We start from the raw sequence: 23,281 nt of genomic DNA, 5'->3' as shown, positions 1-23,281 counted from the left end.
TACTGGTCTGGGAGCCGCCCGTGAACCCATCCCTGGGGGGCTTGGGCAGCGCCATCCATGGCGCTGCACACTCCCTGACCAGTACGTACCAACCATAGGCGCCACCTATTCCGTAGCTCAGCTCTCGTAGCCTGACGTTCACGTCAGGTGAGATGTTCAAATCCGCGCTTTCAGGTAGTCGGCTAATTGAGAGGCAGCGCTTGAGGCACCGCCGGCCAGACGCATAATGACGTTTACAGAGCCGGGGTTGGGTAAGGGTTTGTTATCAGAAAAACTTTCCAATATGGGAATATCCTTCGGTACCGTACTTTTAGCCAGAACGGTAATGCCTAGTCCGCTGTTCAATGCTGCAGTCAGTCCCGAGAAGTCTGTATTGGTATAAGTGATACGATAAGGCTGATGCGCCCTTTGTAAGCTTTGTTCTGCCCTGCGACGATAAATACAGCCTTCAGGAGCAACTACCATAGGCCAGCCGGGTTGCTCTAATAAGCCAGGTAAGCCCACCCAAACCAACTCTTCGCGCTGAATCAAAACGTCACTTTTATTGGTCTGTTCGCGCAGTGCCAGAATAATATCAAACTGTTGCCCTAGTCCGGACAGTAAGTCTTTACTCAACGCCGAAGTCACCTGCAGCGTCACCTGTGGGTAAACCTGAGCAAACTGACCCAGCACTTTGGGCAACAGACTGGACGCGAATTCACTGGTAATACCCAGCCTAACTTTACCGCTAACCTGTTGCGGTTCGAACTGCGCCCAGGCCTGATCATTCAGCGCCAACATTCGCTGCGCGTAGTCAAACAGCACGTCACCGTCGGCGGTAAGAGCAAAGCCGCTGCCCTGGCGCGTTAGTAGTTCAACGCCCAGTTGCTGCTCCAGCTTTTTAAGCTGCAGACTAATAGCAGGCTGAGAGCGCCCCATGCGTTCGCCGGCAAGTGTCATACTGCCCAGCTCAATCACTGCACTAAAACTGCGTAAGGCTTCTAAGGATAAATGTTTCATTGGTTCGCTTTATAAAGTCATTGCTGGGTATTTGAAAAATTAATACCATTATAAGCATTATTGATTTTAAGTTTAAACGAATCACGCCTATAATTTGCGCCCATACACACGCACATAAAGTGAACAGAAAAGGAACACGGTATGGGTAGCAGAACGCCACTGTACGAAGCACACGTAAAAGCGGGTGCAAAGATGGTTGATTTTCACGGCTGGGACATGCCGCTGAACTACGGTTCACAAATTGAAGAGCACCATGCTGTACGCCGTGACTGCGGTGTTTTCGATGTGTCGCACATGACCATTGTTGACGTAGAAGGCTCTCAGGCTCAGGCGTTTTTGCGTTACCTGCTGGCTAACGACGTTGCCAAGCTAAAAACCGAAGGCAAAGCACAATACACCAGTATGTTGAATGAAAACGGCGGTGTTATTGATGACCTTATTGTGTATTTCTTCTCAGAAAATGCCTACCGCATGGTCGTTAACTCAGCAACCCGTGACCGCGATCTGGCATGGATTGAAAAAGTTGCGGCCGATTTTGATGTCACCACCAAAGAGCGTGACGACATGGGTATGCTGGCTTTGCAGGGCCCTAAAGCCGCTGACAAAATCCAGGGTGTATTAACCGCAGAGCAGTACGCAGAAATTGACGGCATGAAGCCTTTTGTCGGGAAAGACGTTGGTGATTACTTTATTGCGACCACAGGTTACACCGGCGAAAAAGGCTACGAAATTGTGGTTCCGGCTGAGCAGCTTGAAGCCCTGTGGAATGACTTGCTAAAAGCCGATGTTGCTCCATGTGGACTGGGTGCTCGTGATACACTGCGCTTAGAAGCTGGCATGAACCTGTATGGTCAGGACATGGATGAGAACATCACGCCGCTGGAAGCCAATATGGGCTGGAGCGTAGCGTTTGAACCGGCTGATCGCGACTTTATTGGTCGTAAAGCATTAGAGCAGAAAAAAGCTGAAGGTCACGACAAGTTAGTCGGCCTTGTGATGGAAGAGAAAGGTGTACTGCGTCACGGTCAAAAAGTAACCGTTGAGGGTGGCGAAGGTATCATCACTTCTGGTACATTCTCGCCTACACTTGGTTTCTCAGTTGCAATGGCTCGCGTTCCATCAAGTGTTGGTGATACAGCGGAAGTGGAAATGCGTAAAAAACAAATGCCGGTGAAGGTAGTTAAGCCAGGTTTCGTCAGAAACGGTCAATCTGTTTTATAATCGAACAAGATTCAATACATTCCGGGTACGCCGGTTAGAAGGAAAGTAAAATGAGCAATATTCCAGCAGATTTGAAATACGCATCAACTCACGAGTGGGTTCGTGACGAGGGCGACGGTACCTTTACAGTAGGTATCTCTGAGCACGCGCAGGAACTTCTTGGCGATATGGTGTTTGTTGAGTTACCTGACGTAGGTGACAAAGTGGCAACAGGCGACGACATTGCTGTAGCTGAATCTGTAAAAGCAGCATCCGACATCTACGCACCAATGACAGGTGAAGTGGTTGCGATTAACGAAGACCTGGAAGATGCCCCTGAAACCGTTAACAACGACCCTTACGGTGACGGCTGGTTATTCCGTATAAAAGCAGATGACAGCAGCGAGCTGGACAACTTGCTGGACGCCAACACTTACGAGGCTTCAATCGACGAAGACTGAGGCCATTGGCGCATAGCACCAATGACACAGAGCGTCCTGAGCCCCGGAAATTAGCCGGGGTTCATTGTTTTTTGTATCCGATAAGTTTTCGATAAATTTCCGATAAATGTACGAGGCTGAGTTAAATGAGCAGTACTACCCTGACGCAATTAGAGCACCACGATGAATTCATTAGCCGCCATATTGGCCCAAGTGCTGATGAGCAAAAAGCCATGCTGGCTGAGCTGGGTGTAGATTCTTTAGAAGCATTAACCAAAGACACTGTGCCTGGTGCGATTCTGCGTGAACCGTTCCTGCAGACAGGGGAGCCGCAAACTGAACGCGAAGCTCTGGCTCGTCTTAAAAACATCGCGAAAAAGAACCAAATTTGTACCTCGTACATTGGTATGGGCTACTACGACACCGTAGTGCCGAACGTTATTTTGCGTAACGTGCTGGAAAACCCGGGTTGGTATACCGCGTACACGCCGTATCAGCCGGAAATTGCTCAGGGCCGTTTAGAAGCACTGCTTAACTTCCAGCAAATGACCATGGACTTAACCGGCTTAGATTTAGCCAGCGCCTCATTGCTGGACGAAGCGACTGCCGCTGCCGAAGCTATGGCCATGGCGAAGCGGGTTTCTAAAAACAAAAAATCCAACGCGTTTTTCATTGCTGACAACGTTTACACGCAAACCATCGACGTGGTGAAAACCCGTGCCGAGTACTTTGGTTTCGACATTATTGTCGGACCGGCGCGTGAAGCTTCCGATCATGACGTGTTTGGTGCGTTATTACAGTACCCGGACAAACAAGGCCAGCTGCACAACATTGAACAGTTAATCGGCGAGTTGCAGGAGAAGAAGGCCATTGTTGCCGTTGCTTCTGACTTAATGAGCCTGTTAATGGTGAAGTCACCGGGCGAAATGGGCGCGGACATGGTGTTCGGTAACGCGCAACGCTTTGGTGTGCCAATGGGCTATGGTGGTCCTCACGCCGCGTTCTTCGCTACCCGTGACAAATTTAAGCGCTCTTTGCCTGGCCGTATTATTGGTGTTTCTAAAGACTCGCGCGGACGCCCTGCATTGCGTATGGCCATGCAGACCCGTGAGCAGCACATACGCCGTGAAAAAGCGAACTCGAACATTTGTACCGCGCAGGTTCTGCTGGCGAACATGGCGTCGTTTTACGCTGTGTACCATGGCCCTGACGGCTTGCGTCGTATTGCCAACCGCATTCACCGTTTAACCGACATTGTCGCCTTAGGCATGCAGGACAAAGGCGTGAAGCTGGTGAACAGCCACTGGTTTGACACCCTAACCTTTGAAATGAAAGAAAACGCCGCAGACGTATTGGCGCGCAGCAAAGCGCTGGGTCTTAACCTACGCGTTGACGGCGAAGGCATGTTCGGTATCAGCCTGGACGAAGCCAAAACGCGTGACGACGTTGAAAGCTTATTTGCCGCGCTGTTTGGCGACAACCACGGTTTAGATATCGACGTATTAGACAGCCGTGTTGCCGGTGGTGACGTAGAATCTATTCCAGCTGACTTAGTTCGTCAGTCTCAGTATTTACAGCATCCGGTGTTTAACGAGTACCATTCAGAAACCGAAATGCTGCGTTATATTAAAAAGCTGGAAAACAAAGACTTAGCCCTGAACCACTCAATGATTTCTCTGGGCTCGTGCACCATGAAGCTTAACGCCACCGCCGAGATGATTCCGGTGACATGGCCTGAGTTTGGTCAGTTGCACCCGTTCTGCCCGGCAGAGCAGGCGCAGGGTTATTACGAGTTAGTTTCCACTTTGTCGGAATGGTTAATTGACGTAACCGGTTACGACGCTATGTCTATGCAACCGAACTCTGGTGCGCAGGGTGAGTACGCAGGCCTGTTGGCTATTCAGAAGTATCATGAAAGCCGCGGCGATGGGCACCGCAACATTTGCCTTATTCCAAGCTCTGCCCACGGTACCAACCCAGCTTCAGCTCAGATGATGAACATGAAAGTAGTGGTGGTTGACTGTGACAAGCACGGCAACGTGGATATGGACGACTTAAAAGCCAAAGCAGAAGAAGCTGGCGAAAACCTGTCGTGCATTATGGTGACTTACCCTTCAACGCACGGCGTTTACGAAGAAGGCATTAAAGACATTTGTGACCTGGTTCATAACTACGGTGGTCAGGTTTACATGGACGGCGCCAACATGAACGCACAGGTTGGCGTAACCTCACCGGGTTACATTGGCTCGGACGTATCGCACCTGAACCTGCACAAAACCTTCTGTATTCCGCACGGTGGCGGCGGCCCTGGCATGGGTCCTATTGGTGTGAAGCAGCACCTGGCTGAATTCCTGCCAAACCACTCCATTGTGAATATAGACGGGCCTAAAGCCGGTAACGGCGCGGTATCTGCAGCGCAGTTTGGTAGTGCCAGCATTCTGACCATCTCGTGGATGTACATTGCCATGATGGGCGGCCGCGGCTTACGTGAAGCGTCAGAAACCGCTATTTTGAATGCCAACTACCTGGCTGAGAAGCTGAGTAAGCACTTCAAAATTCTGTATCGTGGTCGCAACAACCGTGTCGCGCACGAATGCATTATCGACTTGCGCCCAATGAAAGACGCCGCCGGCATTGCTGAAATTGATGTGGCTAAGCGCCTGCAGGACTACGGCTTCCACTCGCCAACCATGAGCTTCCCGGTAGCGGGTACTATTATGGTTGAGCCGACCGAGTCTGAGTCTAAAGCTGAGCTGGACCGCTTTATTGAAGCTTTGGTTAGTATTAAAGCCGAAGCCGAGAAAGTAGCCGCCGGTGAATGGCCAAAAGACAACAACCCGCTGGTAAATGCACCGCATACACTGGCCGATATTACCGACGCAGAATGGGACCGCCCATACGACAGAAAAACGGCAACCTACCCGGTTGAAGCCGTTGGTTACGACAAGTTCTGGCCAACAGTAAACCGTATAGATGACGTATTCGGCGACCGTAACCTGATGTGCTCATGCCCGAGCATTGAAGAGTATCGGTAGCCTGACGTTGTCAGGTTCGATGCCTCACTGACATGATTCTGGAGCCCGCTTTTAGCGGGCTTTTTTTATTACTAGTTTTACAGAATTGTGCGCTACCTTGGAATTGAAGTGGATGACGCACTTGATATTTCGGAGTCGATTGAGGTTTGATTGTTAGTGGGCTGCTACGGCAGCCCTGTGCTAGGAGCGGACGCTGACCCTTAAATCAGCCGCGGCCGTCAGCGGTTGGCTGCACTTTCTTGTTATGTGAATTGCGATAAACCCAATACGCGATAAACAAACTTGGAATACTCGCTTGAACAATAAGATTGAAAATCGTGCTAGAGCTAACAAAAACCAAGAACACTGACAAAAGCATTGATGCTGCCACTAGAGACGCGACGACCTTAATCGATGGTTTTTCAGTGTAACTTATCAAATATCCCGCTACTGCCACTAACAATATCGCAAGTTGAGCTCCCAGCGACACAAATGCTATTGGGTCTTTTAACCTCAAATAGTTAAACGAAGCAAAACTATCTTTTATTTTTTGTAGCTCATATAACTTTTCTTTCAATTTGCTTAATGCACTTAACCAGTCAAAAAGTACATATTTTTTCACTAATTCTGGGTCGCTATCCCATGCATTGTCCTGAGGCCTATATTCTAGAGTCATCTTGGTTGGAGGGTTCTTCGAAAGCTCTGCTATCTCTCGCTGAAGTTTAAAGTACTTTGTTAACTTACTTTGTAGTTGTAGTGCCCCGCTCGCATTTTGCAACGCCACTAGCTCTGCCTCTATTGCTTTTCTTACGGGATTTACATTATTGATCTCATAAGATCTATAAAGGTGTAGTCCAAGATCATTTACGAGCGAAGTTTTTAAGTCTAGCTCGTATTGAATAGCATCTGCTAAAAATGAGAAAGCTAGTATTCCATCGACGTCACTAGAGTCCGATTGGTTTCGTATGTACTCAGCAGTCTTTTTTAATTCATCCAGTTTATTGGAGTAATCCATGACTTCTTCAAAGTCTCTATGTTTCCACTCTCTTTTTTCATCTTCAGGTAATAACTCCAGCAACGACTCGAACTGTTTTTCTGCGGCGTTCAAGTACGCTTCACTACCGTAAGAGAAGCATGGAATTAAGCAAAGAACAACGATGAAAGTGCGAAAAATCAAGAAAGTTTCCTTATCACTTAACGCCAAAGCGCACCACCGGCGCACTTTTAGTGCGTCCGAGTGGCGCGACTTGTTATGGGCGAATGGTAGAAAAAACATAGAATAGCCCGCCAACCACCATCGAGACCACTAAAGCAGTTACAGCCAACGCCGTTTTTTCTATATTTCTCTCCATCTCTGCGTCATCGCCTAGCTTTGTTCCGGATATCTCGTCAATCTTCCTAAAGAACCTGCGGCTTCCTTTATTTTCGTTAAATATACTATGGAAAATATGGTTTCCGACCAGCACATAGACCAAAACACCTAGCAGGAGCAATGCTGACGCTTTATATTTATCATTATGTAAGGCTACGATTGCGATGACCCCCGATGCACCTAGGGCAGTGTCAGAAAACAACTTAGAGACACTATGCGCCTTTTCGAAAAACCGATCTTTAACCCACGAGCAAGGAAGAAGAATACAGCTCAAAAACATAATCACCGTACATATTACAGTTCCATAAACGACGTTAAGGTAAGTCGCGTTGCCAATAACGAAATCTAATGGCATCCCAAAAATTGACGCCCCCCAAAGCAAAGCACTTACCAAAAACCAAGCGACAAATGGTTTTGGGCTAACACGATCTAAATGACTATCTATAAATTCCATGATTCTACTCAAGCTTATTTAGCGTATAACATTAGTATATTGTGCGCGCACAATTTGTCACTCCTTAAACTGCTAGTTACCTAGCTTTAAGTTACTGAGCTAAAAAGATTTCAACCTTGAAACGCTCTGAATAAGCGAAAGTAAATGGAGTATGCTTAATTAGATCCTAACGGGCGCACAATATCCAACTTTGATTTCTTGTTATGTAATTGACAATAAACGACTTAAATACACAACACAATAACAAAACGCGCACTATTCTAAGTGTAGTGGTCAACAAAACCCGGACACCTTTTTAGCTAATTTCTCTGCTTTAGCCGGTGGTAGGCCATTATTAAATTGATGTGGTCGCTCCCAGTTGTAATAATTCATAAGGAATTAACTTAACTCCATATGCTTCTAATAGCTTAGTCATTGATTAAATTTAACTAATAATACAAAGTAGTCGTTTAGAGCTTTTCGTTTTAACGTGGGCAACTATAGTGTAATAACCACGTTTTACGCTGAGGGCACTACAGCTTGCTCTGGATCTAATTGAATTTAAAGGATTAATTTATGACACCAATTGAACATATTTCTCAATGGATAGAGGACAAGCCAATATGGTGGAAGCATACAGTTAGGTTAACTCTAAAACATGGCGAGTTGACACAGGAACACTTGGATGAAGTATATGACGTTGCTTTAGAAGAACATCAAATAGAACCCACCCACCTTAACGTCAACACCGCTGAAGAGCCCCTTAACTTCTCGGGGCTCACGCATGAACAACAGACAGTCAATCTAGCTCAGCTATCCGAAGTAAAAGGAGTTGGAATATTAGCTGAAAATCAGTGTCTAACCTTCTCAAAATCTGGATTGTTTATCGTTTACGGTGATAATGGTGCGGGAAAGTCTAGCTATACAAACATATTAAAGGACGCTTGTTTGACTCGGGGCGATAGCCCTCAAATTATCGGAAATGTTTTTGAGGCTCAAAACCCTCAACCTGAGGCAGGCATAACCGTAGAAGTAAACGCTAATAATTATACCTTCCGCTGGACCCCCGGTGCTATTGGTAATGATGCCTTGAAAGCTATTCGAGTATTCGATAGCTCCTCTGCTTACCATTATGTCAACAAAGAAGATGAATTGGGCTTTAAACCCACAGGACTTAACCTTCTTGCCGAGTTAACAAAAGCGATTAACCAAGTGAAGGCAAGAGTTGACGAGGATATTATGCCGGGAAATGGCCTAGTAACAATTCCAACTCTTAACTCGACAACTTCTGCAGCCCGATTTTTAAACAATCTATCTTCCAAAAGCGAAGAAAGTGAACTTGAGCAATATACTGTGTCATCTAAAGAGGTTGAATCTATTGAGGCTCTTCGCTCAGCGATAATTAGAGATAAAATGCAGACAGCAGAGTCTAAAAAGTCGTCTCTCAATCAACAGAAAGAACTTTTAACTCCGCTTCTCAATATGTCTAAAGACATCTTACGGTACTTGGGAGACAAAGCTGCCGGAAAACTCAGGCTGTTGCAATCAGATTATATTAAAAAACAAAAGAAAGCTGATGAACTAAAGGTGGCTATTTTGAAGGACTTGCCTTTAGATACGGTTGCAGGTGTCAGTTGGCAAGCGATGTGGAATGCGGCGAAAAGTTTTATTGAGCAAGAGGAAAAAAGCCATAGTTTTCCACCATTAGAAGGAGATACATGCCCCTTTTGCCTACAGAGAGTATCCGATACGAGTGCCGAAAGGCTTAAGTCTCTCAGTAAGTTCTTAGCGGATAATGCTGCAACAGAAGCAACTGACGCACTAAAACTAGTTACTCATGCGGTTAATTTAATTTCATCCCAATCCCCTTCTCTAAAAGAGCACAGGGCAGCGCTAATTGAGTTTGAGAAGTTACGGCCCGGAACAGAAAAACGTTTTGAGTTATTATTTCAACAACTAAACTCGCGCAAGCCCCTATTCATTGATCCTTCGCGTCTCCCTGAGTCGATAGATGCTCTTGACATATCTGTACTGGAAGAACTCAAGCAATTGATTGAATCAATTGTTTCAGAGCATGAAAACATCAAGTCGAACGCCGACTTACAAAAGTTAATTCAAAAGAAAGAAACAGAGCTACAGCAGATCGAGGATAAAAAGTTTGTCACTGAAAATCGTGAAGCAATAATAAGTAACATTCGAAGGCACAAAGTTATCACTAGAATGAAGGCTTTGGGCCGAGAATGTAGTACAAGGCCTGTCTCGACTCTAGCATCTCAAATCTACCAGAATGGTGTGGTCACTCCACTATTGGAGGCTTTTTCTGAAGAGCTAAAACAATTCGGATTTATCCGTTTTTCTGTAAAAGCCCAAACAAGAAACAGAAGTGGCACGCAACAACTAAAGCTTGTGATTGAAGAGGGTGGCGAACCTTTGGTATCAAAAATTGCCAGTGAGGGAGAACAGCGCTGTATAGCGATAGCTGCTTTTCTGGCAGAGATGAAAGCTGATCATAGAAAATCGGCAGTAATCTTTGATGATCCTGTTAACTCGCTTAGCCATCAGTGGAGAAGTCGTGTAGCAGAAAGACTCGTTAAAGAGTCTCTTTTACGACAAGTTATTGTTTTCACTCATGACATTGTTTTTTATAAACTATTGCTTGAAGCTGCTGAAGAACAGAATGCTCCTCATGGTAGCTGTGCGTTAGAACGCTCCAGAAGAGGTTTCGCAGGTATAGTAAGAGATAGCGCTCCATGGGAAGCATTAACGACCAGCAAGCGTGTGAAACAACTTAACGCAGAGTTACAAGCAGTAAGAAGGATTGATCAAAATGGAACTGATAGTGAGTTCAGACGAGTGTCGCGCGAATTCTACGGTCTACTGAGGGAGAGCTGGGAGCGACTGATTGAAGAAAAGCTATTGAACAAGGTTGTTAATAGATTCGAGCGTGCGATTCAAACAAAGCGCTTGGGGCAATTAACAGACATTAGTGATATAGATGTCTCAAAAATTAATGCAGCGATGGCTAAATGCAGTAAATACTTTACTGGGCATGATAGTGCCCCCTCTGTAGGCGACCCTTATCCTACCATCGGAGAAATGGCAGAAGATCTGAAACAAATAAGTGAATATTTAAGTGAACTTCAGGGTAAAGATAGAAAAAGGACCTAATAGCGATCCAAGATATAGGAGCGCGAAATTTCAAACTTATGAGTCCAAACTCTTACTAGCCAACTTGAGTGAAAAGTTAGAGATACGAAGTGTCCGTTGTTCGCTCTTAGCGGACATAAGCAAAAGGTTATTCAGAGGTCGAGGTAAAAGCTATTGAATGCAAGAGTGAAAACTGGTTAAGTACGTTAACCATTCTGAGCGTCTTGCTCAAGCTGATAGGAAATCAATAATGAAGTTAGTTTGGGTGCTCATCCTATTCATCTTCTGCCCAGTAACCTTCGCCAATGACGCCGTAGAAATCCCCAGAAGCAAGACAGTTGAGTTAACTGACCCCGCGAGTAAACTCGTCTATCCAGTCTTCATTAAGACGCCGCGCTCATATAGGTCTAGTACTGATAAGGTCTACCCCGTTATTTACCTGACCGATGGTATGTATAGCTTTCAAATAGCCTCTGGTGCCACAAGATTCCCGATGAATAGTCGAGCAATGGAGGAAGCCTTTATTGTCAGCTTGTCATACTCCAAAGGGTCGAAAGGTGCATCGAGCCGTATTCGTGACTACACCCCAAGCCGTGCAGATGATTGGAAGTTGCCAACTGGCAATGCTGAGGGGCACGCGCTTTTCATACGAGAAGTGGTTTTTCCATATATGGCGGCTAATTATCGAGTAAGCGCAACTGAGCGCACCTACGTGGGAAACTCGTTGGGCGGGTTGTTCGGTGCTTATATACTGTTTAAACACCCAACTATGTTTAGTAGTTATGTGCTTGGTAGTCCGTCAATTTGGTTCAACAACCATCATTTGTTGAGCTTAAAACCGAATGAATCACGCAGCCCCATTAAAGTCTATATATCAGTTGGAAGCCTTGAGCGTCCGCAGTTTGGAGAAAAGCAGGATATGGTTGCCGGAGCCAACAAACTGAAGGAAAAAATTGTTACCGAAGCCGGTGAATCTGTCACGCTCAAGTTCAATATCGTCGAGGATGCAAAGCATGCCACCGCATTTCCAACGACCTTAACGCAAGGTTTAGATTGGATTTATGGAAAACCCAAGGTAGAGCAGCGCTGAAACTTCTCACTAGTCATCTATGAGTCCACCTTTGGTATTTTTAAAGTTCTTTGTCTACTTCAATTAATGATTAGTCATCCTGTTATTAATAATAGTGGATGACGCTAACCGTGCACTGCACGCTTATCTCAACAATATTGCGCGTTTTGTTATTGTGCTGTGCATTTAAGTCGTTTATTGTCAGTCACATAAAGAAAAATTAAATTTAGACATGTGCGCCCATTAAAGTGTAACTGAGTATGCTCAAATTGCCTTTTCTTGTTCAGAGGGCTTCAAGATCAGAATTTTCATTTTATCAGTAAGTTAAGAACCAATAACTATCAATTGAACGAGTTACAAAGTGTGCAAGCACAATATATAAATATTAAGTTTAAAGGAGAAGCAATTGGCTATCCCAAAAGTTTTTATCAGCTCTACGTGTTTTGATTTATCTGAAGTAAGAGAGCAACTGAACAAATTCGTTAGATCGTTTGGTTTCGATCCAATTCTTAGTGAACATGGAGATGTATTCTATCATCCTGACCTTCATACTCATGATGCTTGCGTACATGAAGTATCAAATTGCCAACTTTTTATTTTAATAATTGGAGGTCGATTTGGTGGTGGGTATGTTAAAGATAAGTCGAAATCTATTACTAATGCTGAATATGAAGCAGCTAAAGCTGCAAATGTTCCTGTTTTCACATATATAAGAAATTCAGTTCTTAATAATCATCACATATATAGAGAAAATAGAAATCAAAAATTCATTGATAAAATAAATTTCCCTGCGGTAGAAAAACAGGATGATGCAGAAAATATATTTAAGTTTATTGATGACGTTCGTCGCTCTCCGGTGAATAATGCTTTTGAAGGTTTCTCTAATTTCAATGATATAGAAGTTCATTTACGTAAACAATGGGCTGGACTTTTCTTTGAGTTTTTGAGAACTAGAGAAGTAAAAACTCAAATCGACGCTACGAATCATTTATTGAGTAACTTGAAAGATTCTAATGGTAAATTAGAAGCTCTTGTTAAGAGTTTATATCGTTCATCTAGCGCTGACGAAGCTAAAGTAGAGGAATCTATAAGCGAGATAGAGACTTATGCAAATACTAAAAAGTTTTTTGCTGAAATATTTAACTTGGACGACGAGATGCCAATCACTATAGAACTTGATGCATTTATTGGAGATACAGAGATCAATAAAATCGCCTCTGTTACTCCAGAGAATAAATCGTGGGTAGATTACTTATTAGAAACAGGCCTTTTCTACGAAAGTGATTTTGGTGTAGAAGAAAACGAACCACACCTTATGTTCACCACTGGAAAATATTGCTTTGGAGTAGAAGGTTACGTGAAAAATAAACGTCCACTATATGTGAACTACGAGAAAGGTGTTTTAAAGTCTACAAAGGAGCAGCGAGTAAAAATATTGAATGAGTTGCTAAAGTAAGCTTAGCAAAGCGTTAGATGCTTCAAGAACTGTCGGTGGACAGGAGGGGTTTAATATGAAATTTACAAACTTGATCATTACGGTGTTTTTTGTCGCGTTCGCAGTTTCGCCAGCTAATTCTGCTGAACTCAAACAGTACGACTCGATACGTGCGATGATTAGTGACAAAAGTGATTACAGTCAAGAAAATGGTACCTTCAAGGTTCTCGATTTAGGCACCCTACCGACAATCCAGCTTTCGACTCAGATATTTCCTGGTGATTTACCAGATGTGATCCGAGCCAGTACCCGCCGGGACATTCTGTATGGTGTCTATAAAACGTTTTTACATACCTCGTATGAGGAAATTGTCGTAGTTGGTGTTCCTGTCAAATTCAAAAGTAAGATTTACGTGACAAAGTATCGGGAACAAATTCATATTACGAAATCTGCTGCGACTGAATTAGCTAAAAAGATGCTTGGTGCAAATTCACTTAGGGATTTGGTTGAAGAAAAAAACTATGGTGGGTATGTCATTCATACATGGTCAAATCTTATGAATAAAGCTCTGTATAACGACCAGGGTGCGCCGGAACAAGATGCATTCTTCAAGGCACTTAAATCTGCAGCCAAGTAATGGCACTTGTACTTGTCGTGCTGATGCGCTAGGCGTTATAGATGCCAGTCCTATAGCCTCCAACCACTGCAAAAAGGAGATTCAGCATTGGAAGAAAACAAATACGATGTTAGATATTACAAACAAGTAGTGGTAGAACAAAAAAGAGAAATTGCTCGACTTCAGAAACTTCTTGCGAAAGTTGAAGTTAAGCTTCAGTCTGAGGTTGCCAAAGTCAAAGCTCAAGCATTTGAAAAATATGCTAAAAAGTTTCTACAAATAACTCCAGACATAAGCGAAGAAGAGGCTAGTCGTAGATATCAAGAGTATATGAAGGGCAGCGAAGAGTAGCTTTGTGGAAAGCTCGATATCTCTAACAAGGCCAGTCAAATAGGACTATCGATTCATACCGAAACCAAGTGCTATTAACAACCCTCTTTCAAGTGTTTTTTATAGCCCTTTAAAAGGCTTATAAAATGAATTAACTAATTTATAGTCCATTTAAAGCCTTTTGTATAAAAATAATTACGTTCCTTAAATAGTCTGCTATACTCTAATTATCAGTTTAAAACCTATTTAAGGTTCGTTATATGGATTCTGATCGTGTTTCATCAATCATTGGTCAGCGAGTCAGGCAGTATCGGCTGAACCAGGATTTAACTCAGGAGGACTTGGCTACCTTAGCTAATGTCTCACTGAATGCCGTTAAATCCGCGGAGGGTGGTAAAAGCACCTTACCGACGTATGTCGCAATTCTTCAGGCTTTGGGTCATATCGACAATTTACTGGCTGCGTTCCCGGACGAGGGCGTTTCTCCTGTGCAACTACTCAAAAGCAGCACCAAGCAGAAGAAGCGGGCGAGCGGTAAAACGCGTGTGAAACCTGCTGACAATGAGGAGCTGGACTGGTGATTAATACCATTGAAGTTCGCTACAAAGGCGAGCCTGTCGGTGCCTTAAGTTATAACAAAGGCGACACGGCTGCGCGGTTCGAGTACTTATCTGAATTTGTCGAAAAAAACATTCCGTTGGCGCCTTTAACTATGCCTGCCGAGAAGGGACGAATTTACTCTTTTCCGGGGTTAAATTGGGATACCTTCAGAGGTCTGCCGGGTATGTTGGCAGACTCTTTGCCTGACGACTTTGGTAATGCGGTACTGAACCAATGGGTTGCGCAACAGCCCGATCGTACCGAACCCCTGAGCCCGCTTGAACGACTTCAGTATACCGGCGAGCGGGGCATGGGCGCTCTTGAGTATCACCCCGCGCGTAAGAATCAAACCAACGCCAAAAACAAAGACATTGAGCTTGAGAGCTTAATGAGATTAGCGCAGGAAGTGCTCGATGCGCGAAAGGGCTTTCGTCAGCGCACGCACTTTGACGACGCGGCAGACAAAGAAATGATGCAGGCGTTATTAGCGGTTGGGACCAGCGCCGGTGGCGCAAGACCAAAAGCGGTACTGGCGTTTAATAAGGACTTCAGCCAGGTGCGTTCAGGGCAGGGGCTTGTGCCCGAGGGCTTTGAGCATTACTTGCTGAAGTTTGACGGAGTAAAAGAGCGCGACCCATCTCAGCAAACCTTTGGCGACCCGCTCGGTTACGGTGCTATGGAGTATGTGTATTACTTAATGGCCACAAAAGCGGGCATTCATATGATGCCATGCCATTTGCTGGATGAAGGCAACCGCCGCCATTTTGTGACCAAGCGCTTTGACAGAATAGGCAATGAGAAAAAGCACATTCAAACGCTTACCGCTATTAAGCACGTGAACTATCACGACATTGGCGCGTTTTCTTATGAAGAGCTGTTTCAGGTTGCCCGCCAGCTGCGGTTGCCACGGGCGGACGCTGTAGACTTATTTCGCCGTATGGTGTTTAACCACGTAGCAACCAACCACGATGATCACTCCAAGAACTTTGGTTTTATGCTGGAAGACAAGGAGTGGCGGTTGAGCCCGGCTTACGACGTTGCCTTTAGCTACAAACCCGGAAACCCCTGGGTAGAGCAGCACTGGATGTCGTTGAATGGCAAGCGCAGTGGCCATACTCGCGCCGACTTTTACGCGCTGGCAGACGTTCAGTTACCCAAGGTAGAGCGCAAAGAAATTGATGCCATTATTGATGATGTGGTTAACGCGGTGTCTCAGTGGCGGGAGTTAGCCACTGAACATGAGGTGCCAAAAGCGCTTACCGATTCAATAGAGGGGCATCTCAGGCTGAAAGACTTTGCCTGAGAGGCGTTTAGGCGTTATCTGATTTCACTTTATGAATGAGCTCGCGCATAACGTTATTGTTGTAAGCATGGACAATTTGTTGTGACTTAAACAGCTGTGGCAGCTCCACAATAACAATACCGAGCAGAACGATAATTCCGACAATAGGGAAAAAGGGCAATAGAACCAGCCCGAGCAGCATGACGCAAAGGTTGATAAGACCGCGCTGCGTGTTGCCTAAATAAAAATGATGTAGGCCCGCCATAATGAACCAGTTCAGTACCGCGTAGGTATCGGGGTCTTTTATCTGCTCACCTTCAAGGCGGAAATATTCTTTTCGCTGCTCAGGCGTTAGCTCGCGTATTTGCTTGCGCAGAGCTTCTTCTTCATCACGTAACTGTTCAGAAGACATAAGAGTACCTCATTTAAGGACCTTTTCAGGAACCGGGTCGTGCTTTTTGTTGACGCAGTCAGGGTCGTTACAACGCTTCATGCGCGCGACACCAAGCTTTATACCGCGCCAGCTGCCGTATTGGCTAATGGCCTGATAAGTATACTGCGAACAGGACGGCTCAAAATTGCATTCGGTATTAAAGAAGTGGCGCGAACCGCCACGACGCTGATACCAACGAATTGAGGCTAAAATGAGCCGCTTTACCATGGCGGGTTTTATCGACCCAGAGTGACAATGGCCGCTTCACGTGTCCAGAACAGCCAAAAGCGTTTTTGTTCCAGTACCTGAAACACCATTTGCCAACCGTCGGCAGCTTCCTGGTTCAAAGTAGATTCAATTTTCTTTAACGGCAGACCACTTGAGCCTAACAGTAAAGTACCACAGCCGCCTTCAGCTATATGAATGACTTTGTATTCCGTAAACTTAGACATGCTTTCTTCCTTGTTTTATTTGAGATTTACGTAATTTACGTAAAAAGTTATATAGCGTCAATTTTTATGAAATTATGAATGGCACCTAATGAGCAATAGCCCAGGGATTGATAAAGAGGCTCTCCCATAGCCGATGCCTGCAGTTGAAGGGTATTGATGCCAGCGTCCAGTGCGTATTGCTCAAGTAACAGCATGGCGTCTCTGGCCAACCCTTTGCCTCGATAGCTGTCCAGTACACCCACCTGATGAATACCCATTTGTTGTTCCTGGATGAAGGTCATGGCGGTACCGGCTACTTGCCCCTGATATTTTATAAAGTACAAGCAGGCGCCGCCAAGTAACAGGTTTTGAACAGACGACGACTCAACCTCGTAACCAAAACATGCGCCGGTGGTATTCGCCCATTGTTGAGCATGGTTATGTTCTATTGGCTCTAACGTTAGCCTGGGCGCGGGGTCTGAAAGTGCCGACGCACTCAGAGTTTTCACCATCATTTGCTGACTAAAACTGGGTGTTAACTCCGACGGTAGCAGGAGTAACCCCGTTCCGGCTTTTGGTAACAGCATTTCGGGCATGGATAAGATATGAGAGTCAGAGGCTTTTGCACTTAGCTCTGCCACCAACTGCTCCTTTTCCGCTTCTGAGTAACTGCCCGGTTCGCACCATATTCTGCGCGGCCATTGCTCTAGCTTGTAAATTTTAGCGCCAGGGTTGGTTGTAAATTCCTGATAAGGCTGCATGCGCCAAAGCTGGTGTAAGTTATAAAGGTTTTGCTGTTGCTCGGTTGTCATTGCCGTGCCCCCATATTAATTAAAAATACCCCGGCGATAAGAAAACAAGCGCCAATTAAGCGATAGCTGTTAAGCGCAATTGCGGTATTCCCTAAAAAGCCAAAATGATTGATGATCATGGCACCAATGAGCTGGCCTGCGAGGGCGTAAGCCATGACTTGTCCCACGCCCAGTTTCGGTATGAGAAAGTACATGGTGCCGACACCAAAGCAGGTAAAAATGGCGGCAACTAACCAGAAGTACCAGGGTAGGCTAAAAAACGTAATGCTGGTGCGCTCGCTAAAGCCCCACAGAGCCAGTGCGGAGAACAGCGCGCTAATAGTAAAGGCTATTGTCAGCGACAAGAACGTATTGTGTGCTAGTTGCCCCATCATGGCGTTAATACTGGCCTGAATGGATATTGACATGCCCGCTGCAATAGCCAATATCACAAGTATTGTCTGGGTCATAAAACAACCTTAAACCGTGATAGTGGCTGACGGACTTTTTTCTGAAACTGGGTTGTATCTGCCTCGCTTCGATAGCCTACAGGGCAGGCGAATACGGTGCTAAGGCCGAGATCTTTCAGCGAGAGAATATTGTCATAGGCGTCATGCTCAATGCCTTCCATTGGACAGCTGTCGACCTCGAGTTCAGCGGCGGCCAGCAAAAACGTACCCAAGCCAATATAGGCCTGACGCACTGCCCACTCTTTACGCGTTGCGGCCGACATGGCCTGTAGCTTTTGTGTGAAATAGTTTCGGGTATTCTCCGCCTCTTCGTTGGTGAGCTGGCGCTGTTGGCTTAATTCCGAAATATAAGGGTCGACAATGTCTGCAACCGCCCCTGTTTTTGCGGCAAATATGACCAGCGCTGAGCTGTCCGCGACTTTCTGTTGCCCAAAAGAGTGATTAACTAGCTGCTCACGTAGGCCTTTGTTGCGAATAACTAGTGTGCAGTAGGGTTGTAAACCATAAGACGAGGCCGTTAAACGGGTGGTGTTTAAGAGTTTATCCAAAACGTCGTCAGTGATGTGGGCACCAGAGAAGTCGGCGGTGGCATAACGCCATTGTTGTAATTTTTCCAAGTACATTTAGAGCTCCTGTTAGCTTCTATTGCTGCAAGTGAGCTCTATTATTCAGATGCCCGGGCAGGGCCGCATTAACATAGTTTAATAAGTGGAAAATTACTTAGGGTTTTGTAACTGCTTGCGTAATCGTGACAGTTGCACCGGCGTTATACCCAGGTGAGAGGCAATGTGGTATTGAGGCACCCGGCTAACAAGATGTGGAAGTTGTTCTACAAAAGTTTGGTAACGCTGGCCAGCTGTTGTTTGACCAAAGGCATTGTCGCGCTCGTCTTTTTCCAGCAGCCAGTTTTTTTCTAAATAGAGGATGTGATAACGCATTAAGTCAGGGCTTTGCTCCAGCAACTGCCGATAACCACGAAAGTCAATTTTCAGCACAGCCGAGTTTTCTAAGCACTCAACACTTAATGCCGAAGGCGTAGTCGTTAATAGCGAGCTCATGCAGGCGGGAAACTCGCCCTCACTAAAGAACCGCTTATTGTACTCCTGACCGTTTTCATCCAAATGAAACACCCGCGCCAAGCCTTTATGGATAAAACTAAAGCTGTCGGGATGCTCACCGACAGAATAAATTAAGTCACCACGAGCGTATTCGCGATAACTCAGAAGGCTCTGAAATTTCTGCCAACAGCTTTCCGTAATGACATGATAGCTGTCCATGCGGGCACGCAGGTGCTTGAGGGCATCGTTTGGTATGGCTGAAGTTATATTGCCGACTATGGTGTTCTGGATGGTCATGCTTTTTAGTCTTTTGGTTTAGCGGCCTTTTGGCAACTTAAGTTTAAAGTAACTTTTGCCGCTTTAGGTGTAAAGATAGAAGTAGCCGGGGCAACTTCATTCGAGAGCCGAATAGTGGAAAGTTGGTTCATTTTCAATTACTCTAAATTAATCTCATTACCCCCGAAGGAGTCTACGCCAAAATGAACAACTAATACCTGTCATCCATCTTCATTTCTTTAATTTGGATCCGCAGGGTTAGTAGGCGTAGTGCTATTGGCTTGTTCAAGTCTCATATCAGTTTTGTAAAAACACCAGCCGTTTATCGGGTTCACTGCGTTTAATGCCCCTGCTTTCGGGAGGCAATACATGCCAGTTTTACAAGCAATTAATCTGCATTATCAATTTGAAAATGGCGAAACGCTGTTCAGAAACCTTTCTGTGTCAATGACGCAAAAGCGTGTTGGACTTGTCGGGCGCAATGGCGTGGGTAAGTCTGTTTTAGCTTCATTGCTTACAAAACAATTAGAACCTACGGGTGGAAGTGTGCAATTAAATACTTCTGTAGCCATGTATCAGCAAATCAACCAAGAACATATGTTGCAGCAAACCGTAGCAGACTTTCTGGACGTGAAAGACACGCTTTATGCTATTGAACAAATAGAGCAGGGTGACTGCGACCCTAAATGGTTTGAGTTTGTTGGTGACCGCTGGGATTTGAGGGCCGAACTATCCTACCTTTTGCAGCAATTACAGTTGCCTGACTCTATAAACCTGGAGTGTAAACAGTTAAGCGGAGGTCAGCTTTCGAGACTTCAGTTGTGGAAACTGTTTAACAGCGGCGCTGGTTTACTTGTGCTGGACGAACCCTCTAACCATTTGGACAGCAATGGCAAACAATGGCTTATAGAGCAGATTAAGAGCTTTTCAGGTCATATTTTGCTTATTAGCCATGACCGCTTATTGCTGCGGGAGGTTGAGCAAATATGGGAGCTGAGTAGTTTAGGTTTGACGCAGTACGGAGGGAACTACGATTTTTACACAGAAGAAAAGCGCAAAGAGTCAGATGCGGTGGCACGCCAATTAAGCAGTGTAAAGCAACAGCAGAAGCATTTGGATAAGCAGACGCAAAAGAACAAAGAACGAGCTGAGCAGCGAGCGGCGGCGGGCAAAAAGCTGCGTAAAGAAGGAAGTCAGGCAAAGATCTTAATGGATGCCATGAGTAACCGTGCTTCCGCTTCAGCCTCGGGACGAGCGAAGAATGAAGCGCATCGGCAGCAACAATTACAACAAAAGTCGCGGCAACTTGAGTCAAGGCAGGAGCAGTTAAAAGCACAAAAGTTAAAATTAAGTTCTGAAGCTAAGGGTAACCAGACTCTGGTTTCGTTAACTAATGCGGAACTTCCTTATGGTTCAATGAAGTCCATTAACTTAACCGTAAAGGGAAATAGCAAACTGCATTTAGTCGGACCCAATGGCAGTGGTAAGTCTACGCTACTGCAAGTGCTTCGCGGCGACCTGGCACTTAAAGCCGGTGAGGTTCGTATTAACACTGCCGTGTTTTATTTAGACCAGCACTTTAATGTGCTGCAAGCTCACTTTTCGGTACTCGATAATATACTGAATTTATGTCGGGGAATGAATGAAACTAAGGCCAGAACGCTATTGGCGGGTATAGGCCTTAGGAAAGATAAAGTTCACCAACTGGTAAACCGATTAAGTGGGGGAGAGAAAATGAAGCTAGCGATGCTGATTGCGAGTAACCAGCCGCAACAGCCGCTATTACTGCTTGATGAGCCCGACAACCATCTTGATATCGATTCCAAAGACATGCTTTCCGACGCTCTGCTCAATTACGATGGCGCACTTATTCTGGTGAGCCATGATGAGAGCTTTGTAAAAAGGTGTGGACTGACTACTCTGACCATACCGCATACTCGTTGCCGCTAGGGCAAGTAAATTGAAAACGCCGGCCACCGGGAAAATCAAATATAGGCTTAATGATTTTACCCCCTGCGTCCTCAACGCTTTTCAGGCTTTGCTCAAGGTTTTTGCTGTATAACACCACCAGCGCACTGCCGCTCGACGTTTGAGCAACTAAGTCTGATTGGTAAAAGCCGCCGTCAATTCCGGCATTTTGAATAGCCGCGTATTCTGGACCATAGTCTACAAACTCCCAGCCAAAAGCTTGTTGAAAGAAGCGCTTGGTTGCTTCAAGGCTCCGCGCCGGAAGTTCAATGTAATTAATCTTAGTTGAGTTCATGGTGTGCCTCGCATAGGGCTTTTTGAGAAACGATTTTACCTTTAGTTCTAGTTTAACCTAACGCTCATTTTTATCAGTATTATTGCTCATTTATTGTTGTATCGGCTAATTAACTCGTTTAATGTCAGATACATAATTGAAATTCAACGTTGGGTATTGTGCACCCGTTAGAGTAGAAATGAGCATGCTTAAATTGCTTTCGTTTTTTAGTTGGTTACTTGATGAAAATATTTTCTGTATCAGTAGCTTAAAGACTGAGAATTAGAAATTGAGTGAGTTACAAAGTGCGCATGCACAATATACAAAGGTTAACTTCCTGTTCGAACTGAGGGAACAATGAATAAAAAATATCAAGTATTTATTAGCTCAACTTACGATGATTTGAAAGAAGAACGAGAGCAGGTCATTAAAGCGGTACTCGAAATGGGGCATATTCCTGTTGGAATGGAAATGTTTAGTGCTGGAGATGAAGAACAATGGAAGCTTATCGCTAGACAAATAGAACAAACAGATTATTACGTAATAATTGTTGGGCACAGATACGGTTCTGAGACTGAAGATGGCATTAGCTATACTGAAAAAGAATATGATTATGCTTCCTCTTTAGGAGTGCCTACACTAGGGTTTGTTATATCCGATGATGCCTCCTGGCCATCAAGTAGAATTGACAAGTCAGATAAAAAACTTAAAAAACTTGAAGCCTTTAAATCTAAGGTGAAATCTAAATTGGTTCATTTTTGGGAATCTAAAGATGACCTTCATGGGAAAGTTTCCATTTCTTTAATGAAAACTATGAACCTAAATCCAAGAATTGGCTGGGTGAGAGCAACCGACGCCCCGACAACTGAAGCAACTCAAGAATTGGTTAGATTGAGTGCTGAGAATTCGACACTTAGAAAAAAAATTGAAGGGTTTAAAACTATTGAGCAACCAGACGAAGAAAAGAGATTGGTTCACATCCTTGATGACAATACCAGAAAATTCAAGGTAAGAAGAAAATCTGATAAAGGACGCTGGGATGATGCTGAGAAAGTAAGAAACACGTTACTCGAAATATTCTTAATGATCGCCCCAACTTTAGTCAATGAAAGTTCCAGCAAAACCATTGCTAAAGAAATTGCGTTTGAGCACGTTGGTAATAATTGGTTTCGTACTTGGCCCATAGGAGATAACAAGATAAAAGGAATGATAGCTGATTTGGTCGCTTTAGATTTGGTGCAACCCTCTAAGAAAAAGCATTCAGTAAATGATAAAGAAGAATATTGGAGTCTTACTAAACTAGGAAATTCAATATTGAAGCGAGCTCGGAGAATTCAACTAGAGGAAGGTATAGATACGTTAGAGGACAAATCTGAAGAGGATTTTTAGAAGTTAACAAGCGCATGTTGTCGGATTGGTTTTCCGCTTCGCTTCAAACCAACCGCAAATGCGGGCGTTATGTATCCGGGAGAATTCTGTAGTTGGAAATAATCATATTCATAGGCGCAGTAGCTTTACTGGCATGTCTTTCGGCTGGGCCATGTTTGCTGGTTTGGTCACTATCAGCTAAATGGCTTCCTGAGAAGTATTACTTTCCACCTATTAAAATGACTTTTTTATGCGTGGTTTTATCTGTGATAACA

The 23,281-nt window shown here is 44.8% G+C and carries 23 protein-coding genes; 12 read left to right on the top strand and 11 right to left on the bottom strand.

Annotated features, from left to right (window positions below; translation table 11 throughout):
- Positions 1-156: 156 nt before the first annotated feature.
- Entirely contained in the window at positions 157-999 is an 843-nt protein-coding gene (locus IL_RS10765) for a LysR family transcriptional regulator (protein ID WP_011235323.1), read from the bottom strand.
- A 141-nt stretch (positions 1,000-1,140) separates the two neighbouring features.
- Here IL_RS10765 and gcvT point away from each other — a divergent pair, with 141 nt between their 5' ends.
- From gcvT to gcvP, 3 genes are all read left to right on the top strand, one after another.
- Positions 1,141-2,220: a glycine cleavage system aminomethyltransferase GcvT gene (gene gcvT, locus IL_RS10760; protein ID WP_011235322.1), complete on the top strand. Its 1,080-nt coding sequence runs from the start codon at positions 1,141-1,143 to the stop codon at positions 2,218-2,220.
- A gap of 50 nt (positions 2,221-2,270) precedes the next feature.
- A complete protein-coding gene (gene gcvH, locus IL_RS10755) occupies positions 2,271-2,660 on the top strand; it encodes a glycine cleavage system protein GcvH (RefSeq protein WP_011235321.1) in 390 nt (129 codons plus the stop codon).
- Between the two features lie 125 nt (positions 2,661-2,785).
- Positions 2,786-5,674: an aminomethyl-transferring glycine dehydrogenase gene (gene gcvP / locus IL_RS10750; protein WP_011235320.1), complete on the top strand. Its 2,889-nt coding sequence runs from the start codon at positions 2,786-2,788 to the stop codon at positions 5,672-5,674.
- A gap of 205 nt (positions 5,675-5,879) precedes the next feature.
- On the opposite strand, the gene IL_RS10745 is transcribed toward gcvP, so the two are convergent.
- Positions 5,880-6,857 carry a hypothetical protein gene (locus IL_RS10745; protein ID WP_231378590.1) on the bottom strand — a complete coding sequence of 326 codons (978 nt, stop codon included), beginning with the start codon at positions 6,855-6,857 and terminating at the stop codon, positions 5,880-5,882.
- 46 nt (positions 6,858-6,903) lie between these two features.
- Positions 6,904-7,479 carry a hypothetical protein gene (locus tag IL_RS10740; RefSeq protein ID WP_011235318.1) on the bottom strand — a complete coding sequence of 192 codons (576 nt, stop codon included), beginning with the start codon at positions 7,477-7,479 and terminating at the stop codon, positions 6,904-6,906.
- A 555-nt stretch (positions 7,480-8,034) separates the two neighbouring features.
- Here IL_RS10740 and IL_RS10735 point away from each other — a divergent pair.
- From IL_RS10735 to IL_RS10705, 7 genes are all read left to right on the top strand, one after another.
- Positions 8,035-10,626 carry an AAA family ATPase gene (locus tag IL_RS10735; RefSeq protein WP_011235317.1) on the top strand — a complete coding sequence of 864 codons (2,592 nt, stop codon included), beginning with the start codon at positions 8,035-8,037 and terminating at the stop codon, positions 10,624-10,626.
- A gap of 229 nt (positions 10,627-10,855) precedes the next feature.
- Positions 10,856-11,695 (top strand): alpha/beta hydrolase, encoded by an 840-nt coding sequence (locus tag IL_RS10730; RefSeq protein ID WP_011235316.1) that lies wholly within the window; start codon positions 10,856-10,858, stop codon positions 11,693-11,695.
- Between the two features lie 385 nt (positions 11,696-12,080).
- Positions 12,081-13,130, top strand: coding sequence for a DUF4062 domain-containing protein (locus IL_RS10725; protein ID WP_011235315.1), 1,050 nt, complete (start codon positions 12,081-12,083; stop codon positions 13,128-13,130).
- A 55-nt stretch (positions 13,131-13,185) separates the two neighbouring features.
- Entirely contained in the window at positions 13,186-13,746 is a 561-nt protein-coding gene (locus IL_RS10720) for a hypothetical protein (RefSeq protein ID WP_011235314.1), read from the top strand.
- A gap of 87 nt (positions 13,747-13,833) precedes the next feature.
- The gene (locus IL_RS10715) at positions 13,834-14,076 is read left to right on the top strand and encodes a hypothetical protein (RefSeq protein WP_011235313.1); all 243 of its coding nucleotides are present in this window, start codon (positions 13,834-13,836) and stop codon (positions 14,074-14,076) included.
- Positions 14,077-14,315: 239 nt separating this feature from the next.
- Positions 14,316-14,636 carry a helix-turn-helix domain-containing protein gene (locus IL_RS10710; RefSeq protein ID WP_011235312.1) on the top strand — a complete coding sequence of 107 codons (321 nt, stop codon included), beginning with the start codon at positions 14,316-14,318 and terminating at the stop codon, positions 14,634-14,636.
- Complete coding sequence (locus tag IL_RS10705; RefSeq protein ID WP_011235311.1) at positions 14,633-15,958, top strand: type II toxin-antitoxin system HipA family toxin; 1,326 nt, start codon at positions 14,633-14,635, stop codon at positions 15,956-15,958. Before IL_RS10710 ends, IL_RS10705 begins: the two co-directional genes overlap by 4 nt.
- Positions 15,959-15,965: 7 nt before the next feature.
- Here the strand turns inward: IL_RS10705 and IL_RS10700 are convergent, their stop codons facing one another.
- The 7 genes from IL_RS10700 to IL_RS10670 all read right to left on the bottom strand — a co-directional run bounded on the left by IL_RS10700 (position 15,966) and on the right by IL_RS10670 (position 19,417).
- Entirely contained in the window at positions 15,966-16,349 is a 384-nt protein-coding gene (locus tag IL_RS10700; RefSeq protein ID WP_011235310.1) for a TM2 domain-containing protein, read from the bottom strand.
- A 9-nt stretch (positions 16,350-16,358) separates the two neighbouring features.
- Positions 16,359-16,598, bottom strand: a complete 240-nt coding sequence (gene yidD, locus IL_RS10695) for a membrane protein insertion efficiency factor YidD (protein WP_011235309.1) — start codon at positions 16,596-16,598, stop codon at positions 16,359-16,361.
- Positions 16,599-16,606: 8 nt separating this feature from the next.
- Complete coding sequence (locus IL_RS10690) at positions 16,607-16,822, bottom strand: DUF4177 domain-containing protein (RefSeq protein ID WP_011235308.1); 216 nt, start codon at positions 16,820-16,822, stop codon at positions 16,607-16,609.
- 47 nt (positions 16,823-16,869) lie between these two features.
- Positions 16,870-17,613, bottom strand: coding sequence for a GNAT family N-acetyltransferase (locus tag IL_RS10685; RefSeq protein WP_011235307.1), 744 nt, complete (start codon positions 17,611-17,613; stop codon positions 16,870-16,872).
- Positions 17,610-18,062, bottom strand: coding sequence for a DMT family transporter (locus IL_RS10680; RefSeq protein ID WP_011235306.1), 453 nt, complete (start codon positions 18,060-18,062; stop codon positions 17,610-17,612). The genes IL_RS10685 and IL_RS10680 overlap by 4 nt, the downstream gene beginning before the upstream one ends.
- Complete coding sequence (locus tag IL_RS10675) at positions 18,059-18,685, bottom strand: nitroreductase family protein (RefSeq protein ID WP_011235305.1); 627 nt, start codon at positions 18,683-18,685, stop codon at positions 18,059-18,061. Before IL_RS10675 ends, IL_RS10680 begins: the two co-directional genes overlap by 4 nt.
- A 93-nt stretch (positions 18,686-18,778) precedes the next feature.
- On the bottom strand, positions 18,779-19,417 hold the full coding sequence (locus tag IL_RS10670; RefSeq protein WP_011235304.1) for a Crp/Fnr family transcriptional regulator: 639 nt from the start codon (positions 19,415-19,417) through the stop codon (positions 18,779-18,781).
- Positions 19,418-19,765: 348 nt separating this feature from the next.
- Here IL_RS10670 and IL_RS10665 point away from each other — a divergent pair, with 348 nt between their 5' ends.
- The gene (locus tag IL_RS10665; protein WP_011235303.1) at positions 19,766-21,346 is read left to right on the top strand and encodes an ATP-binding cassette domain-containing protein; all 1,581 of its coding nucleotides are present in this window, start codon (positions 19,766-19,768) and stop codon (positions 21,344-21,346) included.
- Here IL_RS10665 and IL_RS10660 read toward each other — a convergent pair.
- Entirely contained in the window at positions 21,312-21,659 is a 348-nt protein-coding gene (locus tag IL_RS10660) for a VOC family protein (RefSeq protein ID WP_011235302.1), read from the bottom strand. The two genes, IL_RS10665 and IL_RS10660, sit on opposite strands and share 35 nt — an antisense overlap.
- Before the next feature lie 336 nt (positions 21,660-21,995).
- On the opposite strand from IL_RS10660, the gene IL_RS10655 reads away from it, so the two are divergent.
- Positions 21,996-23,027 carry a DUF4062 domain-containing protein gene (locus tag IL_RS10655; protein ID WP_011235301.1) on the top strand — a complete coding sequence of 344 codons (1,032 nt, stop codon included), beginning with the start codon at positions 21,996-21,998 and terminating at the stop codon, positions 23,025-23,027.
- Positions 23,028-23,281: the final 254 nt, after the last annotated feature.

The sequence above is a fragment of the Idiomarina loihiensis L2TR genome (assembly GCF_000008465.1).
Lineage (GTDB): Bacteria > Pseudomonadota > Gammaproteobacteria > Enterobacterales > Alteromonadaceae > Idiomarina > Idiomarina loihiensis.
This window is presented reverse-complemented; position numbering and strand designations above follow the sequence as displayed.